General features: G+C 67.5%; 14 protein-coding genes. 9 read left to right on the top strand and 5 right to left on the bottom strand.

Translation table 11 applies throughout. The features are described from left to right. Positions 1 to 30 precede the first annotated feature (30 nt). Positions 31 to 1,491 (top strand): OprD family porin, encoded by a 1,461-nt coding sequence (locus tag CFB43_RS18255; protein WP_089496172.1) that lies wholly within the window; start codon positions 31 to 33, stop codon positions 1,489 to 1,491. A 54-nt stretch (positions 1,492 to 1,545) separates the two neighbouring features. Here CFB43_RS18255 and CFB43_RS18260 read toward each other — a convergent pair whose 3' ends face one another. The 3 genes from CFB43_RS18260 to CFB43_RS18270 form a co-directional block, all read right to left on the bottom strand. After that, positions 1,546 to 2,541 carry a DedA family protein/thiosulfate sulfurtransferase GlpE gene (locus CFB43_RS18260; RefSeq protein WP_089496012.1) on the bottom strand — a complete coding sequence of 332 codons (996 nt, stop codon included), beginning with the start codon at positions 2,539 to 2,541 and terminating at the stop codon, positions 1,546 to 1,548. Between the two features lie 153 nt (positions 2,542 to 2,694). Continuing rightward, a complete protein-coding gene (locus CFB43_RS18265) occupies positions 2,695 to 2,964 on the bottom strand; it encodes a hypothetical protein (RefSeq protein ID WP_039349596.1) in 270 nt (89 codons plus the stop codon). A 270-nt stretch (positions 2,965 to 3,234) separates the two neighbouring features. Continuing rightward, a complete protein-coding gene (locus CFB43_RS18270) occupies positions 3,235 to 5,580 on the bottom strand; it encodes a phosphocholine-specific phospholipase C (protein WP_089496013.1) in 2,346 nt (781 codons plus the stop codon). 572 nt (positions 5,581 to 6,152) lie between these two features. On the opposite strand from CFB43_RS18270, the gene CFB43_RS18275 reads away from it, so the two are divergent. The 3 genes from CFB43_RS18275 to CFB43_RS18285 all read left to right on the top strand — a co-directional run bounded on the left by CFB43_RS18275 (position 6,153) and on the right by CFB43_RS18285 (position 8,960). After that, positions 6,153 to 6,653, top strand: a complete 501-nt coding sequence (locus tag CFB43_RS18275; RefSeq protein ID WP_089496014.1) for a GNAT family N-acetyltransferase — start codon at positions 6,153 to 6,155, stop codon at positions 6,651 to 6,653. A 272-nt stretch (positions 6,654 to 6,925) separates the two neighbouring features. Further along, positions 6,926 to 8,521 (top strand): thioredoxin family protein, encoded by a 1,596-nt coding sequence (locus CFB43_RS18280; RefSeq protein ID WP_089496015.1) that lies wholly within the window; start codon positions 6,926 to 6,928, stop codon positions 8,519 to 8,521. Positions 8,522 to 8,594: 73 nt separating this feature from the next. Beyond that, positions 8,595 to 8,960 carry a 5-carboxymethyl-2-hydroxymuconate Delta-isomerase gene (locus CFB43_RS18285; protein ID WP_089496016.1) on the top strand — a complete coding sequence of 122 codons (366 nt, stop codon included), beginning with the start codon at positions 8,595 to 8,597 and terminating at the stop codon, positions 8,958 to 8,960. A gap of 77 nt (positions 8,961 to 9,037) precedes the next feature. Here CFB43_RS18285 and CFB43_RS18290 read toward each other — a convergent pair whose 3' ends face one another. Both CFB43_RS18290 and CFB43_RS18295 read right to left on the bottom strand, forming a co-directional pair. After that, a complete protein-coding gene (locus CFB43_RS18290) occupies positions 9,038 to 9,301 on the bottom strand; it encodes a DUF4148 domain-containing protein (RefSeq protein WP_089496017.1) in 264 nt (87 codons plus the stop codon). A 247-nt stretch (positions 9,302 to 9,548) separates the two neighbouring features. Continuing rightward, positions 9,549 to 10,952 carry a GntP family permease gene (locus CFB43_RS18295; RefSeq protein WP_089428826.1) on the bottom strand — a complete coding sequence of 468 codons (1,404 nt, stop codon included), beginning with the start codon at positions 10,950 to 10,952 and terminating at the stop codon, positions 9,549 to 9,551. Between the two features lie 316 nt (positions 10,953 to 11,268). On the opposite strand from CFB43_RS18295, the gene CFB43_RS18300 reads away from it, so the two are divergent. The 5 genes from CFB43_RS18300 to CFB43_RS18320 all read left to right on the top strand — a co-directional run bounded on the left by CFB43_RS18300 (position 11,269) and on the right by CFB43_RS18320 (position 17,030). Next, a complete protein-coding gene (locus tag CFB43_RS18300) occupies positions 11,269 to 12,747 on the top strand; it encodes a sigma-54 interaction domain-containing protein (RefSeq protein WP_089496018.1) in 1,479 nt (492 codons plus the stop codon). Positions 12,748 to 12,804: 57 nt separating this feature from the next. Next, the gene (locus CFB43_RS18305) at positions 12,805 to 13,332 is read left to right on the top strand and encodes a BON domain-containing protein (RefSeq protein WP_089496019.1); all 528 of its coding nucleotides are present in this window, start codon (positions 12,805 to 12,807) and stop codon (positions 13,330 to 13,332) included. A 61-nt stretch (positions 13,333 to 13,393) separates the two neighbouring features. After that, positions 13,394 to 13,666, top strand: coding sequence for a hypothetical protein (locus CFB43_RS18310; protein WP_089496020.1), 273 nt, complete (start codon positions 13,394 to 13,396; stop codon positions 13,664 to 13,666). Between the two features lie 103 nt (positions 13,667 to 13,769). Continuing rightward, positions 13,770 to 14,069 (top strand): H-NS histone family protein, encoded by a 300-nt coding sequence (locus tag CFB43_RS18315; protein ID WP_089475849.1) that lies wholly within the window; start codon positions 13,770 to 13,772, stop codon positions 14,067 to 14,069. A 603-nt stretch (positions 14,070 to 14,672) separates the two neighbouring features. Further along, positions 14,673 to 17,030 (top strand): GNAT family N-acetyltransferase, encoded by a 2,358-nt coding sequence (locus CFB43_RS18320; RefSeq protein ID WP_089496021.1) that lies wholly within the window; start codon positions 14,673 to 14,675, stop codon positions 17,028 to 17,030. Positions 17,031 to 17,597: the final 567 nt, after the last annotated feature.

The raw sequence follows: 17,597 nt of genomic DNA on the forward strand, positions 1-17,597 counted from the left end.
GGACGATATCAACACAAGACGAGAATGACGATGAAAAAACAGAAGACGATCGGGACGGCATCGAAAATGCTGCTTGCCTGGGGGCTGCCGGCGCTCGCCGGTGTCTCGCTGACGGGCGTCGCGCACGCCGACGACGCGGCCCCCGCGCCGCTGACGGTCGCGCAGGCCGCACCGGGCACGACCGTTGCGCAGGCAACGACCCCGAACGCCATCATCAACGCCGAAGCGAACCAGGCCGTCACGCCGCCCGACGAGCCGTCGGCCCAGTCGCAGTCGAAGGGTTTCATTGCCGACAGCCATCTCAACTTCCTGTTCCGCAACTATGCGGACACGCTCGACGCCAAGGGCGGGCCGCATCGCCACGCGTGGGTTCAGGGCGCGATGGCGAACTTCGAGTCGGGCTACACGACGGGCCTGATCGGTATCGGCTTCGACGCATCGCTGTATGCGGCGCTGAAGCTCGACGGTGGCCAGGGCGCCGGCAGCATGGTGCACATCGCGAAGGGCGGCGGTGGCGGCAACCAGCTCGCCTGGGCCTATCCCGGCATCTACGACGTGAAGGCACGCATCTCGAACACGGTGGTCAAGTACGGTCTGCAGGCCGTCGACAACCCGTTCATGGAGCAGCACGACAACCGTGCGCTGCCGCCGACGTTCCTCGGTGCGACGCTCGTCAGCAATGAATTCAAGAACGTGATGCTCGAGGCCGGCAGCTTCACGAAGACCGACGCGCGCGGTCACACGACGCTCACCAACCTGACGACGCAATACGGCGGCACGCGCATCAACCGCCTGTCGTACGTCGGCGGCACGTGGGACTACTCGCCGAACGGCGAAATCGCGCTGTACGCGAACCAGGCCGACGACGTGTGGCACCAGTACTACGCGTCGGTGAAGCACAGCATCGGCAGCCCGCAGACGATCAAGTGGACGGGCTTCGGCAACGTCTATTCGACGCACGACACGGGCGATGCGCTGCAAGGCAAGATCAACAACAACGCATACAGCCTGTCGCTGGCCGCGCAGCACGGCCCGCACGAGCTGCTGCTCGGCTTCCAGCAGGTGCTCGGCGACCAGTTCTTCGACTACCTGAACGAAACGAACGGCATCTTCCTGACCAACTCGATGGACGTCGACTACAACGCGCCGCACGAAAAGTCGCTGCAGCTGCGTTACACGTTCTACGGCAAGGAAGCGGGCCTGCCGGGCTTCAAGGCAATGGTCTGGGGCGTGACGGGCTGGGGGGCGGACGGCAGCGCGGGTGCGGCGAACGACCCGAGCAAGTCGAGCATCTACTGGAGCAACGGCGCGCCGGTGCAGGGCCGTCACCACGAGTTCGGCTTCATCCCGTCGTACACGTTCCAGAGCGGCAAGCTGAAGGACACGAAGGTCACGTTCATCGCGATGTGGCACGCCGGCTCGGCACACTACTCGGACGCGACGAACACCGAGTACCGCCTGGTCGTGAACCTGCCGCTGCACGCGTTCTGATCGCAGGGGGCGCAGGCGCCCCCACTTCGCACGGCCGGCCTTCGATCGACGCGATCAGGCCGGCTTGTGCAGCCCCGCGACCGGATCGTTCGCAGCGGGCATCTCTTCCACGAGCGACGTGAGCTGGCGGCCGGTATCGCGCCATGCATCGAGGCCGCCGCGCAGCGCGAGCGCATCGGTGAAGCCGGCGTCGAGCAGGCGCTTCGCCATCAACGCGGCCGTGAACTCGTTCGGGCACGAGCAGTACACGACGAACTTCTGCGAGAACGGATAGCGCGCGACGATGTCGCTGATCTGGCGTTCGTCCGCGAACTGCGCACCGGGAATCGTGAACGGGTCGAGCTTGCGGTGCTCGGGCGAGCGCACGTCGAGGACCACCGGCGCGGACGTATCGCGCAGCATCGCGTCGAGCTCGTCGACGCCGACCCGCGCGCTCGCGAGCTGGCGGATCAGCGCGCGGCGGCGCATCCAGCGGATCGCCGCGTACACGGCCAGCACCGCGACGGCCACCAGCAGCGCCGCGCGGCCGAGCTGGCCCGCACCGGCGAACAGCCAGTCGATCTGGCGAGCGAACATCAGCCCGACCATCAGCCCGACGATCGTCCACAGCGCGGCGCCGAGCGCGTCGTAGCCGACGAACGTGCGATAGCGCGTGCCGAACGCGCCGGCCATCGGCACCGACACGAGCGACAGCCCCGGAATGAAGCGCGCGACGGCGAGCACGCGCACGCCGTAGCGGCCGAAGAAGCGTTCGGTTTTCTTCACGCAGCTGTCACGCGACAGCGACAGGCGGCAGATCGTCTTCAGCGTCGTGCCGCCGAAGCGCCGGCCGGCGAGGTACCACACCGTGTCGCCGATCAGCGCGCCGAGCACCGACAGCACGACCACCGTGACCAGTTGCGAGCCGATCATCGCCGGATGCATCGCGGACATCGCGCCGAACAGCACGAGCGTCGGCATCGCGGGCACCGGCAGCCCGATGGCCGCCGCGAGCACGTTGACGAAGACGAGAAGCGGCCCGTATTGGGCGACGAGGTCGCGGAGGAGCATGACGGCTGGCCGAAAAAGGAAACGCGCGCGGAAAGCACGCAGATGGGCCGATTATCGGCCTTTTTCAAGTCAGCGGCGGGAATAACGCAACGTGCCTGACGGCGGCAGGCGGCGCGGTGAGCCGGCGCGTTGCGCGCGGCTCACCGTTCGAAATCAGGAGGAGGTGCGGGCGAGCGACGCGGCGCCGTGGTTTTCGCCGGGGAGCTCGGCGCCGTGCGAGCGGATCGCCGCGATCAGTTCGGCCGGCGTGATCTCGTAGCGGACTTCGCGGTGGATGCCGGGCTTGCGTTCGTCGATCTCGATCAGCAGCACGCTCTTGCCGTCGCCGGTTGCTTCGAGCCGGAGCGAGCGCAGTTCGCGACCGTCGGTCGGGTCGTGTTCGGTGAGCAGGGTCATTGCCCCGGATGAGCCGGTAGTGCGCATCGAACCTATCCTCGTATCGTGGATGCCGTAGTGGCGAAGATGTCTTTGTTGAATGCAGCTTGGCGCAGTTTAACGCGAACGGGCCGCAATTCGGAGCAATTTCGTTGGGGGGAATTGAGGGCTGAACCATGGATCCATCTGATGTTTGAGCCGCGCCGGGCGGGCGTTTGCGCCGGATCGGGCACAGCCGCGGCCGGCGCCTGACCGCCGTTCGCGGCCGGGCCGGCCCGGGCGGCGACACGCGGCGCAGCGCGGGTCGCCGCGGCGGCATCAGAAGCGGTCGGCGAGCCCCATCGCCGGGTCGCTGACCGAGTGGCGGCCGGTTTCGACGCGGCCGGCGACGCGGCGCGAGAAACTCGCGTCGCTGTCCGCGGTGACGATGAAGTCGTACCAGTGGCCGGTCGAGTCGAGCTGCCAGTGCAGCTCGGCCTGGTCGCCGGCGCGCACCGTGACCGTCCACGTGGTGCCGGTACCGTGGCCATGACCCTGGCTGTTGCCGTCCTCGTGGCCGTGGCCACGACCGCGATCGTCGTGCGCGCCATGGCCGGACAGCGGCCCGTAGACCTGGTTCGACTTCACGGTGAAGCGTACCGTCCCGCCGCCGTGGTTGCGCAGCTTCAGGTGGAGGTTGCCGCTCGCGCCCGCATAGCCGACGCGCACTTCCGGCTGCGGCGCGTATGCACCGGCCAGGCGGCTGAGGTCGCCGGTGAAGCGGCGGTGATAGCCGTTCGGGCCCAGCACCCACAGGTCATATTTACCGCCGCTGTCGGCGCGCGCGGCCCAGTCGCCGTGCAGCGTCTTGCCCGGTTCGACGACGTAGCGCCGCGGCAGGCGGTCGAGGTGCAACTTGTCATAGACGTGAAACACGGCGGCGGCGCGGCCCGTGTTCGCGAACTTCAGCGTGACCGCGCCGGTGCCGGCATCGGTACGCGCGCTGGCATGCAGTTCGTAAGGCAGCGCGCGCGACGGGCGCACGCCGGTCGCCTGGGCGGGCAGCGACGGCGCGGCCGGCGGCACGATCTTCGGCGCGGCCTGTTGCGCGGCGCTCAGCGCGTCGACCTGGCTTTTCGTCGTATGGCCCGCCAGCGTCGGCAGCGGTTCGTGGTTCGGCGAGCGGAAGTTGAACGCGCTCGTCAGGTCGCCGCACACCGCGCGGCGGTACGCGCTGATCTGCGGCTCCGCGACGCCGAAGCGCTGTTCGAGGAAGCGCAGCGTCGACGTATGGTCGAACACCTGCGAGTTGACCCAGCCGCCGCGGCTCCACGGCGACACGACCCACATCGGCACGCGCGGGCCCGGGCCGTACGGGCGGCCGTCGGTCGCCGGCTGGCTCGACGTGGCCGGCGTGAAGTCGTGGTACTCGGCGGCGACGTCGGCATCCCGCAGCGTGTGGCCGCCCGCGAGCGTGCCGTCGGCGTTGCGCGACGGCACGGCCGGCGACGGCATGTGGTCGAAGAAGCCGTCGTTTTCGTCGTAGTTCACCAGCAGCACGGTCTTGCTCCATACCTCCGGGTTCGCCGTCAGCGCATCGAGCACGGCCTGCACGTACCAGCCGCCCTGCGCGGGGCTCGACGGCCCCGGATGTTCGCTGTACACGGACGGCGGGATGATCCACGACACCTCGGGCAGCGCGCCGTTGCGGATGTCGTCGCGGAACGATTCGAGGAAGCCGTACGGCATCGTGTTGCCGAACCCCTTCGCCAGCGGGCTCAGCGGATCGTCGATCGCCGGATCGTAGAACGCGCCGGCCGCCGTCACGGGCTGCGTGATGTCGGTCGACGCGACGTACGCGGGCCGGCGCGCGGGCGGCATCTGCTCGATCGCCGCGCGCCAGTGGCGGAAGCTCATCATCTCGTTGCAGCCGAAGTTGTCGATCAGGCTCTGGTAGACCTTCCAGTGCACGCCGGCCTGCTGCAGCCGGTCGGCGTAGGTGGTCCAGGTCCAGCCCTGGCTCGACGGGCCGATGTCGTTGCCGCCGTTGAACTGGTTGTTCAGCGCGGCGATCTTCACGCGGCTGCCGTCGGCCGGGCTGATGCCGTTCGGGCCGTTGGTGCCGCTCCAGTAGAACAGGCGGTTCGCGATCGTGCCCGTGTGCATCCCGCAGTGATAGTGGTCGCACAGCGTGAACGCATCGGCGAGCGCGCGCTGGAACGGTACTTCCGCCGCGTCGTAGTAGCCCATCGACAGCGGCGTCTTCGCGTCGGGCCAGCGGTTCATCCGGCCGTGGTCCCACGCGGCCTGCGCATCGGCCCACGTGTGCGGCGTGCCGCCCGCGCGCTGCGCGTTGCCCTGGCTCGCGTCGAGGTGATACGGCGTGACGGTGGTGGCGGGCGTCGCTTTCGTGTACGTCTGGTGGAACACGTCGCGGCCGTTCGGCGACGGCACCGCGAAGCGGTCGCCGTAGCCGCGCACGCCCTTGAACGTGCCGAAGTAGCTGTCGAATGCGCGGTTCTCCATCATCAGCAGCACGACGTGCTTCACATCCTGGATGGTCCCCGTTTCGTGAAACGCGGGAATCGCGAGCGCGCGGCGGATGCTCGGCGGAAACGCGGACAGCGCGGCGGCGGCGAGACCGGAAGTGGCGGTTTGGTGAAGGAATTTGCGGCGTGACGTCATGGCGTTCGGGTCCTGTGATGATGGGAGCGTTCGTGACTTCGTCTGGCGGCGCCCGTGCATCGCCCCCCCTGGGACGATTCGCGCGGCGCGTGCGTTCGAGTGCATCGGCCGCGCGTGGCGGAGGTGCGTGCATCGCGCGATGCGTGGTGTCGCGCGGATGCGTTGGCCGTCGCCGCGATCCCGTGCAACGCGCGCTCGTGATGCGCGGCCGGGACGCCGGCACACACCGGCCCGGCACATGCCGGGTTGGGCGGCGCCCAGTCTAGGGAGGCGGCGTGACGTCGACGTGATGAAGACATGACATCGCATGTCGTGCGTATGACGTTGTGTGCGCAACGATTAATCGGGAAGCGGTGCGCGACGGAATGGGTCAGGAATTACCGATCGGGGCGTGAGAAATCGGTCATATTTTTCCGGTTCGCGATGGAGGGGGTACTCGCGCATCGTTGCGGGTGCAACGGCATCGCATGACGCCCATGTTTCAAATGCGTGAAATCGGATAAGCTCGACACGTTGCTGCGCACGTGTCGCAGCCCGCGCGACTGGCGCGACTTTTCGGAACCGGCCCACCCATGACCGACATCACGATCCGGCACAGCGAGGCGCACGACGTCGACGCGATCCGGCAAATCGCCGCGCATCCCGCGGTGTACGCGAATACGTTGCAGCATCCGTTTCCGTCGCTCGAGAAATGGCAGAAGCGGCTCGACGGCGTGCGCGAGCATGGCGTGAGCCTCGTCGCCGAAATCGACGGCGTGGTGGTCGGCCATCTCGGCCTGCATCCCGAACAGAATCCGCGCCGTCGCCATGCGGCAGGGCTCGGCATGATGGTCGACGCGACGCACCACGGGCGCGGCGTCGGCAGCCGGTTGCTCGCGGCCGCGATCGATCTCGCGGAAAACTGGCTGAACATCACGCGCCTCGAGCTGACCGTGTTCACCGACAACCTTGCGGCCGTCGCGCTCTACGAGAAGCATGGCTTCCGGGTCGAAGGTGAATCGCCGGGCTATGCATTGCGCGATGGCGCGCATGCGTCCGTGTATCGCATGGCGCGGATCAAGCCGCGGCAGTGAAGGCTCGGCCGACGCTTATCTGACAGCACGCGCGGCCGCGATGCCGCATGTCATATTCATTCGAGAATTCGTTCGTTTTCTGCCGGCTGTGCCCGTCGTATCGTCGAAGGATTTGCCGGCCGCCTCGGCCGGCGTGCGTTTTTCCGAAACGATCATGCGCGGCGTTGCACGTCGGCAGGCTTCATCGTCATCGCTTCATGGCTGTGACTTCCCAGCCATCGCTTCGCGCGCCGCACCTTCCCGCAACCGTCTCTTTCAACGGACCCGCTTCGATGAAAACTGCTCTCCGGAATCTGACTGCCGCCTGCCTGTTCGCCGCCGCGGGTGCGGCGCTTGCCGCTGCCACGCCCACGGGCGCCCCGGCGGCGAGCGCCGCGCCTGATGGCGCGCACCTGCCGCCCGGCATCGCGTGGCAGCACGGCGACGTCGACGCCGCCTTCGCGCTGGCGAAGCGCACCGGCAAGCCGCTGCTGCTTTACTGGGGCGCGGTGTGGTGCCCGTCGTGCAACCAGGTGAAGTCGACGATCTTCAGCCAGCAGGCATTCAAGACGCGCTCGTCGTTCTTCGTGCCCGTGTATCTCGACGGCGATACCGAAAGCGCGCAGAAGCTCGGCGAGCGTTTCAAGGTGCACGGTTATCCGACGATGATCCTGTTCCGTCCCGACGGCACCGAAGTGACGCGGCTGCCGGGCGAAGCCGATCTCGATCGCTACATGCAGGCGCTGTCGCTCGGGATGACGGCCGCGCATCCGGTGCGGCAGACGCTCGCGACCGCGCTGAAGAATGGTGCGTCGCTGACGCCGGACGAATGGCGCCTGCTGGCCGACTATTCGTGGGATACCGACGGCGCGCTGCCGGTGGCGGCCGATCGCGTCGCCGAGACGCTGCAGTCGCTCGCGCAACGCGCACGCGCGGCCGGCGCGAAGGCCGAATCGGCGCGTTTCGCGCTGAAGTCGGCCGTGGTCGCCGCGTCCGACGATCCGGCGCAGGCCGGCGCGCTCGACAAGGCGGCGCTTACCGATTCGTTGCGCACGGTGCTGCAGGATCCGGTGTTGTCGCGCGCCGACTCGGACGTGCTGGTTGCGGCGCCCGCGCGCGTGGTCGCGTATCTCGGCGGCGACGACGCGCAGCGCGCGAAATTGCGCGGCGCGTATGACACGGCCCTCGCGCGCCTGTCGACCGATACCACGCTGTCGTCGATCGACCGACTGATGGCGCTGCACGGCCGCGTGCTGCTCGCGCGCGGCGATGCACGCAAGGGGGCACCGCTGGCCGCGCCGGCGCTGGCCGACACGGCGCGCAAGCAGATCGCCGCGTCGGTGCAGGGCGCCGCGAATGCCTACGAGCGGCAGGCGCTCGTCAGCGAAGGGGCCGACACGCTGACCGACGCGGGGCTGTACGACGAGTCGGATGCATTGCTGAAGACCGAGCTGACGCGCTCGTCCACGCCGTACTACTTCATGTCCGGGCTGGCTGCGAATGCGAAGGCGCGCGGCGACAAGGCCGCGGCGCTCGACTGGTACCGCAAGGCCTATGACTCGGCGAGCGGGCCGGCGACGAAGCTGCGCTGGGGCGCGACCTATTTTGCGAATGCGGTCCAACTGGCGCCGGACGATTCGGCGCGCATCGAAGGGATTGCCGCGAGCGTGCTCGCGCAGGCCGACAAGACGCGCGACGCGTTCTACGGCGCGAACCTGCGCGCGCTGACCAAGGTCGTCACGCAGTTGAACCAGTGGCGCGCCAGCGGCGCACACGATGCATCGGTCAAATCGATCGCGAAGCAGTTCGACGGCATCTGTGGGAAACTGCCCGCCGGCGATCCGCAGGCAAGTGCCTGCGCGCGCCTGATCCAGCCGGTCAAGGCATAGATCCGGTGGCACTGCGTGGGCTGTCGGGATGCCTTCCGGCGCTTGTCCCGATACCCACGAGGCCACCGACACCATGCCCCACCTGACGCTCGAATATTCCGCGAACCTCGACGGGTTCGACGGCGCCGCGACCTTGCGCGCGCTCAATGCCGCGCTCGCCGCGTCCGGTCATTTCAACGAGCTCGACATCAAGAGCCGCGCGCTGCGGTTCGATACATTCGCGGTCGGCACGTCGCCGGCGCCGCGCGCGTTCGTCCACGCGACGCTCGCGGTGCTGAGCGGCCGGACGACCGACGTCAAACGTGAATTGTCGGAGCAGGTACTGACGGAACTGAAGCGGCACGTCGTTGCGCCGCCCGGCACGCACCTGCAGCTGAGCGCGGAAATACTCGAACTGGAACGCGAGTCCTACGCGAAAGCGAGCATCGAGCCACGCTGAGCGGACGGTGCGGTGCGTGCCGCGCGAGCCGCGAACGCGGCGGTGATGCGCGCACGGCCGGCGGATTCGAAACCGGACTATTGGCCCGTGGAGTACGTGCCGCGATTGCCGTAGCCGGCGCCCGCGGCCCGCGGCGCACCCTGCTGCCGCGCGATCTTCGCTTCGGCCGCCTGAATGCTGGCCGGGTAGAACCAGTCGCTCGGCTGGAAGCCGGCCTTTCTCAGTGCAACCACTTCGGCATGAACTTCGGCGCGCGTGAGCGGCTGGCTGGCTTGCGCCTGCGCGGCGAGGGGCGCGGCGAAGACGGCGGCGACGGCGATGGTGCGGATGAGCGGGTTCATGAGCGGATACCTCCAGGTTTTCGACGGCGCCGATTGCATGCGGTCACCGTTGAAAGCAGTGTAGGCCTCGCCCGACGCGCGAAAAATGCCGCTGCGACCAACGTAGTGTTCTGCTGCGGGTAACAATGCGTGAGCCGGCGAGCGCGCGTGGGCGGCGTGTGGCAGAAAGGGGGGATGGGTGGAGGCGCGGCCGGCCGCATCGACGCGGCCGGCGGGCGGCGGCCCGGAGACGGGCCGCCGCGGGGTGTTACACGAGCCCCGTCGTGTAATACACGGCGATCACGAAGAACACCGCGAGCGTCTTGATGATCGTCACCGCGAAGATGTCGCGATACGACTCGCGGTGCGTGAGGCCCGTGACCGCGAGCAGCGTGATCACCGCGCCGTTGTGCGGCAGCGTGTCCATGCCGCCGCTGGCCATCGCGACCACCCGGTGCAGCACGTCCAGCGGGATATTGGCGGCCTGCGCACCCTTGATGAACAGGTCCGACATCGCGGCGAGCGCGATGCTCATGCCGCCCGATGCCGAGCCCGTGATACCGGCGAGCGAGCTGACCGACACGGCCGCGTTGACGAGCGGGTTCGGGATGCTCTTCAGCGCATCGCTGACGACGAGGAAGCCCGGCAGCGCGGCGATCACGCCGCCGAAGCCGTATTCCGACGCGGTGTTCATCGCGGCGAGCAGCGCACCGGCGACGGCAGCCTTCGAACCGGCCGCGAAGCGCCCGCTCACGCGCTTGAATGCGGTCAGCACGACCAGCACGATGCCGAGCAGCAGCGCGGCCTCGACCGACCAGATCGCGACGACCGTCTTGATCGACGTCGTGACCGGCGCGTGCACGCCGGGCAGCACGTCCGGCGCGACCGTGTACGACGCGGCGCCGTACCACTGCGGAATCAGCTTCGTGAACGCGAAGTTCGACACGCCGACCAGGATCAGCGGCAGGATCGCGAGCGCCGGATGCGGCAGCGACGTGGTCTCGACGCGCTCCGGCTCGTTGACGAGCGACGTGCCGTAGCCTTCACCCTTCGCCATCGCCGAACGGCGGCGCCATTCGAGATACGTGAGGCCGACGACGATGATGAACAGCGAGCCGATCGTGCCGAGCACCGGCGCGGCCCAGGCGGTCGTCTTGAAGAACGTGGTCGGGATGATGTTCTGGATCTGCGGCGTGCCGGGCAGCGAATCCATCGTGAACGAGAACGCGCCGAGCGCGATCGCGCCGGGCATCAGCCGTTTCGGGATGTTGCTCTGGCGATAGAGTTCGGCTGCGAACGGATAGACCGCGAACACCACGACGAACAGCGAAACGCCGCCATAGGTGAGCAGCGCGCACACCGCGACGATCACCGCATTCGCACGCGAGCGGCCGATGTAGCGGATCGCCGCATGGACGATCGACTCGGAGAACCCGGAGAGTTCGATCACCTTGCCGAACACTGCGCCGAGCATGAACACCGGGAAATACAGTTTGACGAAGCCGACCATCTTCTCCATGAAGATGCCGGAGAAGACCGGCGCGACGGCGGCGGGTTCGGTCAGGAGCACCGCGCCGAGCGCGGCGATCGGCGCGAACAGGATCACGCTGTAGCCGCGATACGCGGCGAACATCAGGAACGCCAGCGCGGCGAGGACGATCACGAAAGACAAGGGAGTCTCCTAATGGCTTTGGTTGTTGTTCGATCGCGGGACGCGCCGCGGACCGGCTCAGGTTCGTGCAGGTTTCGTGCCATCGGCCGGATTGCACCGCCGGACATGGGTCCGCCGGAGACTGGCGGGCCCGCGCCGGTCGTTGTCTGAGGATTCTACATAAAACGTCTCCATCCGGAGACGAAATGGCCGTTCGGCCAGCCCATGGAATCGGGCAGGGCTTTCCCGGACAACGCATTGCGGCGTGTCTCCAGAGTGAGATAATCCGTCTCGTTCCGGAGACAGCCGGCCCAGAATACACGGAGACGACGACACGATGATGAATGACTGGGCCCGCCTGCCCGTCAACTACGGCGACGTGCTGCGGCGCGCCGCCGAGTCGCTGTTCCGGACCTTCGAGGATTCGAGCGCGGGCACGGTGGTCGTCGATCGCGATGCGCGTGTGGTGTGGATGAACGAGCGGTACGCGGCGCGCTTCGGTTTTGCCGATCCGCAGCAGGCCGTCGGCCTCGACTGCGAGGCCGTGATCCCGAACAGCCTGATGCGCGAGGTCGTGTCGACCGGGCAGCCGATCCTGCTCGACATCATGGAGACGGGCCGCGAGCCGCTCGTCGTCACGCGCCTGCCGCTGAAGAACGAGGCCGGCGAGACGGTCGGCGCGATCGGCTTTGCGCTGTTCGACCAGTTGAAGACGCTTACGCCGATCTTTTCCCGCTACGCCCAGCTTCAGCAGCAGTTGATCGCGACGCAGCGTTCGCTCGCGCAGGCGCGCCGCGCGAAATACACGTTCGCGAGCTTCGTCGGCACGAGCGCCGCGAGCCTCGAAACCAAGCGTCAGGCGCGCCGCGCCGCGCAGGTCGATTCGCCGGTGCTGCTGCTCGGCGAGACGGGCACCGGCAAGGAACTGCTTGCGCATGCGATTCACGCGGCGTCGGCGCGCGCGCTCCAGCCGCTCGTGACCGTCAACGTCGCCGCGATTCCCGACACGCTGCTCGAAACCGAATTCTTCGGCGCGGCACCTGGCGCGTACACGGGCGCCGATCGCAAGGGGCGCATCGGCAAGTTCGAGCTGGCCGATCGCGGCACGCTGTTTCTCGACGAGATCGGCGACATGCCGCTGCCGCTGCAGGGCAAGCTGCTGCGCGTGCTGCAGGACAAGGAATTCGAGCCGGTCGGCTCGAACCGGATCGTGCGCGCCGACGTCCGGATCATCGCGGCCACGAGCGCCGACCTGCCGGCGCTGGTCGCGGCCGGGCGTTTTCGCGCGGATCTCTATTACCGGCTGAACGTGCTGACGATCCACGCGCCGCCGCTGCGCGAGCGCGCGTCCGACATCGCGGCGCTCGTCTACGCGACGCTCGAGGAACTGGCCGCGCAGCACGGGCGCGCCGCCCATTGCGAGCTGACCGACGATGCGCTGCGGATGCTGTGTGCGTATCCGTGGCCGGGCAACGTGCGCGAGTTGCGCAACACGCTCGAACGCGCGCTGATGCTGTCGGACCGGTCGGTGATCGATGCGCGCGCGCTCGCGCCGTTCCTTGGGCCGGTGCGCGTCTCGACGGACGGTGCCGTGCCGGCGCAGCCGCTGGCCGTGGCACCGGTCGAACCGCGCGCGGGCGAGCGGCCTGCTGTGCCGGCCGCTTCGTATGCCGATGCATTGGCGGCGTGGGAGCGCCAGTTCCTGATCGATGCGCTGGCGGCCTGCGACGGGAAGGTGGTGGAAGCGGCCGCGCGCATCGGGATCGGCCGCGCGACGCTGTACAAGAAACTGGCGGCGCTGGGCATCGACCGGTAAGCCAGACGGCCAAGCCGGCGCGCTCGGACGTGAAGCATCGAACAACAGGAGATCACGATGAAACGGATCGGCATCGCAGGGTGGCTGACCATGTGGCTGGCGACCGCCGCGTTCGCGCAGTCCGGCGACACCGATGCACCCGAGGCGCGGCGCAACTGGTACAACGATCCGTTCATCGCGCTGTCGCGGGACGTGGCCGAATGCCCGTTGCCGCTCGGCCCATGGATGACCCGGGCCGAGATGACGGACGACGCGCATTACCGCGCCGAACGCGGCACCACCTGCTGGCTTGCGCATCGCTGCACGAAGCCGAATTCCTATATGTATGACGCACCGATCGCCGATGCCGTGAAGGCGCACTTCGCCGGCTCCGATCGGCTGCATGGCACGAGCCTGTGGATCACCGTGCAGCGACGTTTCATTTACGTCGAAGGATGTGCGGATACGGCGTTCGATCAGCCGGCGTTGCAGCGCGAACTCGAGGCGCTTCCGGACGTCGAGCAGGTGTTCGTTCGCATCACCGACGATCCACGCAAGCGCTTGCCGTACAAGGCGCGCGGGCAACCCGGCCGTACGCCGAACTGACGGCCGAAGGGTCGCGCATGGCATACTCGCGGCATTCAAAAAAAGGTTGACGGGAACCACAATGAAACACATGCTTGCGTCGGTCTGTCGGTGGCCTCGGGCGGCCGTTGTGTTGGCTCTGGTTGCAGGGCTCGGCGGGTGTGGCGGCAGCGCGCCGCTGTTCACTTCGGACGGGCGTCCGACTACTCAGGTGCAATGCACCGGTAGCGACTGGAGCAATTGCACCGACAACGCGCGGGCGATCTGCAACGGCGATTTCGAAGTGATTCAGCAATCGAGAGATGACGCCACGCGAAATCTTCTCTTCGCGTGCAAGAAAAAGAGCGGTTATTGATCCCGAGATAACCGGCTGAGGCGGTCACGATCGGGCGAAGTGTTTTTCTGTTGGCTGAGCGTCATCTATTTTTCACGAATAACACTCACGGAGTCCCATCCATATGGCGACCTACAGGCAACTGACCGCGCAGCTCGAACGGCTTCAGCAAAAGATCGACAAGGAACGCGAAAAGGCGATTGCCGATGCGATTGCCGATATCCGCGCGAAAATCGAGGAATACGACATTACGCCGGAAGAACTCGGGTTTCGTCCGGTGGGCGCGGCCGCTGGCGCAGCCAAGCCGAAGCGTGTGTCGCCGCCCAAATATTTGAATCCGAAGACGGGTGAAACCTGGAGTGGCCGCGGGCGCTCGCCGACCTGGCTCGGCAAGAATCGCGAGCGTTTCCTGATCAAGGACTGACTCCCGAAAAACCTCACCTTTCGCGTACTGACTGACGGTGCGAACGGCCATGCGGCCGTCGCACCGTTTTGTTTTTGCGCATTTCCGGCGCGATTCCCGACGGCGTATTGAACCGCGACGCCGCGCAATTAACGGATCCCGTTTTGCGAATTCGCTGCGATTCGACGGGATATCGCGGTGAATTCCGGTAAACAGCCGCGCAATTGCGCAGCGCATGCGCATTGGCTTGCGCCATTCTCGTGGTGCACGCATGCTGCGAAATCCGATCACCGTTCGCATGTTGGCGCGTGGCGCCGCGCAATTCCCGAAGAGTCTCACCCTGGCTCCTGTAAATCCTCACCTTTGACGAAGCGGACGCAGCGTCGCGCTGCACGCCTGCACCTTGCGCGCCGAGCGGAGGGGCTCGGCCGGCGCGCGGCGATGGCTTCCGTGCTGGTGTTGCAGGCCCATGATGCGAGCGTTGACGTGGGTCGAACAGTCGGCCGTTCGGCATATAGGCAGCCGCATGCGCTTCGCCTATGCTTGGGGTTCGCGTCGATCGGCGTATGGCCTGTCCGTGCCGCATGCCGATCGGGTCGTCTTTCGTTACCGCAGGGAGCCGATGTGACCGTTCGCCATCTCGATGCGTTGTTCCAGCCCAAGTCCGTTGCGGTCGTCGGTGCGTCGTCGCGCGCGGGCAGTATCGGCGCGATGGTGTGGTCGCGCGTGCTCGACGGTGCATTCGAGGGGCCCGTGTGGCCCGTCAATCCGAAGTATCGTGAGCTGCACGGGCATCCGGTCGTTGCCGATGTCGACCGGTTGCCCGCGCCGCCGTCGGTGGCCGTGATCTGCACGCCGCCCGCGACCTGGGCCGGCATCGTGCGCAAGCTCGGCGAGCTTGGCACGCGCGTTGCGGTGATCGTCGGCGAGGCGCGTACCGATGCCGATCGCGCCGCGCTCGATCGCACGCTGAAGGCGGCGAAGCCGTTCGTGCTCCGTATCGTCGGGCCGGGCAGCCTCGGCGTGCTGTCGCCTGCACGGCACGCGCATTTCGGCGCGCCGGCCTATACGGCGCGATCCGGCGGCGTCGCATGGGTGTCGCAATCGAACGCGCTGACGAACGCGGTGCTCGGCTGGGCCGATGCACGGGGCCTCGGCTTTTCGCACGTCGTCGCGCTCGGCGGCGAGTCCGACGTCGATGCGGGCGACGTGCTCGACTATCTCGCGAGCGATCCCGGCACGCGCGCGATCCTGCTCGAACTCGATACCGTGCGCGCCGCGCGCAAGTTCATGTCGGCCGCGCGCGCGGCCGCACGCAACAAGCCGGTGCTCGCATTGCGCACCGGCCGCGCCGATCCCGGCGACGCGCTCTATACGGCGGCGTTCCAGCGCGCGGGGATGGTGCGGGTGGATGCGCTCGACGATCTGCTCGACGAGATCGAGACGCTCGGCGTCGGCCGCGTCACGGCGCGCGGCGCGGCCACGCTCGTGACGAGCGATGCGGGTGTCGCGAAACTCGCGGTCGATGCGGTGGCCGAAGTGCGCGATGTGCTGACCGACTGGTCGCCCGCGGCAACATCTGCGGTGTCGGCGGCGCTGCCGCATCTCGCATCGCCCGCCAATCCGCTGACGCTGGGCGACGATGCGCGCCCCGAGCATTTCGCCGCGGCGGTCAAGGCGCTCGCGCCGTTCCCGCAAACGGGCACGCTGTTCGTCGTCCATTCGACTTCCCACAGCGCGCCGGCCGATGCGGTTGCGCATACGCTGATCGAATCACGGCAGTACGCGCATCGCGGCATCCTCGCGTGTTTCTTCGGCGCGGTCGACGCGGCGACGCGCGATGCGCTGCACGCGAACGGCATTCCGGTGCACACCACGCCGCAGCGGCTCGCGCGCGCGTATGCGCGTCTCGTCGACTACAACCTCGGGCGGCAACTGCTGATGCAAACGCCCGAGGGTACGCCGCTGCAGCCGGCCGAGTGCGTGGCATCCGCGCAGGCCGATGCGCGCCGGAGGGTCGAAGCCGGCCAGCATGAACTGACCGGCGAAGCCGCGCTGCGCTGGCTGTCTCATTTTGGCCTGCAGGGCGAGCCTGCCGTCGAGCCGGCCGGAAAGAAAGTCGTCGATGTCACCGTCGACATGTACGACGATTCGAACTTCGGCCCGGTGTTTCGCTATGCCGTGCCGCCCGCGGACGGCGTATCGGCGCCGTTCGTCGTCTATGGCCTGCCGCCGCTGAACACCGTGCTTGCCCGTGCGGTGATGGAACGCTCGCCGTATGCGCGCAGCACACCCATCGAGCCGACGCTCGATGCGTTGACGGCGCTGTCGCAGGTCGTCTGCGACGTGCGTGAAGTCGTTGCGATGTCGGTCACGCTGCGCGTGCTGTCCGACCGCGCGCACGTGATCGCGCCGCGCATCACGCTGGCAGCGGGGCGCAGCCGGCTCGCGATCATGCCGTATCCACGCCACCTCGAGCAGACGCTCGAGTGGCGCGGCGAGACGGTGACGATCCGCCCGATCCGTCCGGAAGACGAGGCCGCGCACAACGAACTGCTCGGCGCGATGACGCCGGAAGATCTGCGGATGCGTTTCTTCGGCGCGGTGCGCAGCTTCGATCATTCGCAGGTCGCGCGCATGACGCAGATCGATTACGACCGTGAGATGGCCTTCATCGTGTCGTTCACCGATGTGTCGGGCCGCGACCACACGCTCGCGGTGGTGCGCGCGGTGGCCGATCCCGACAACGAGGCGGCGGAGTTCGCGATCGCGGTACGACCCGATCAGAAGGGCAAGGGGCTTGGCCGGCTGCTGATGACCCGCATCATCGATTACGCGCGCTCGCGCGGAACCGCCTGGATGATCGGCGAGGCGCTGCGCGAGAACACGGCGATGATCTCGCTGGCGAAGGCGTGCGGGTTTGCGGTGTCGACGACGGAGGAGCCTGGCGTCGTGGGCTTCAGGATGAAGTTGCAGCCGTAGCGTCTGTCGGCGGCCCGACACGCGGAGACGTTGCATGCGGTGGATGTCTCCGGCCTCCCGGCACGTTCGGCATGTTGCCGGTCAGGAATGCAGAGCATTCGAACCTGCGTCGCGAGCGAAGCAACCGAGAAAGTGTCGGCGCCTGTTCGCAGCGGAAATATCGACGCGCAAATGGCACCGATCCGGCACCGCGAGACGCGTACCGCTTGCCGCGATATACGCTCCGCGCCGCTGTTTCAGACAAGGTGTCGTCACGCATTTACCGCCGCATTCCACCTTCGAAAATTCGAACTTCCCCAAAAGGTGAGACTTTTCGGGAGCTGTCGGTGAGCTTCTCCGGGAAGGTTGGGGTGAGTCGATACGGGAGCGCTTGGTGAGCCGATACAGGAACACTCGGTGAGCCTTCCCGGGAATGGCCGGTGAGCACCTGCGGGAGCCGCCGGTGAGCCTTTCCGGGGCACATGGGTGAGGATCTGCGGGAAGCGTCGGTGAGGACATCCGGGACGCTTGGGTGAGGGTCTCCAGGAGCCTGGGTGAGCTTATTCGGGAGGGTCAGGTGAGTGCTTG

Source organism: Burkholderia sp. AU15512 (genome assembly GCF_002223325.1).
Lineage (GTDB): Bacteria > Pseudomonadota > Gammaproteobacteria > Burkholderiales > Burkholderiaceae > Burkholderia.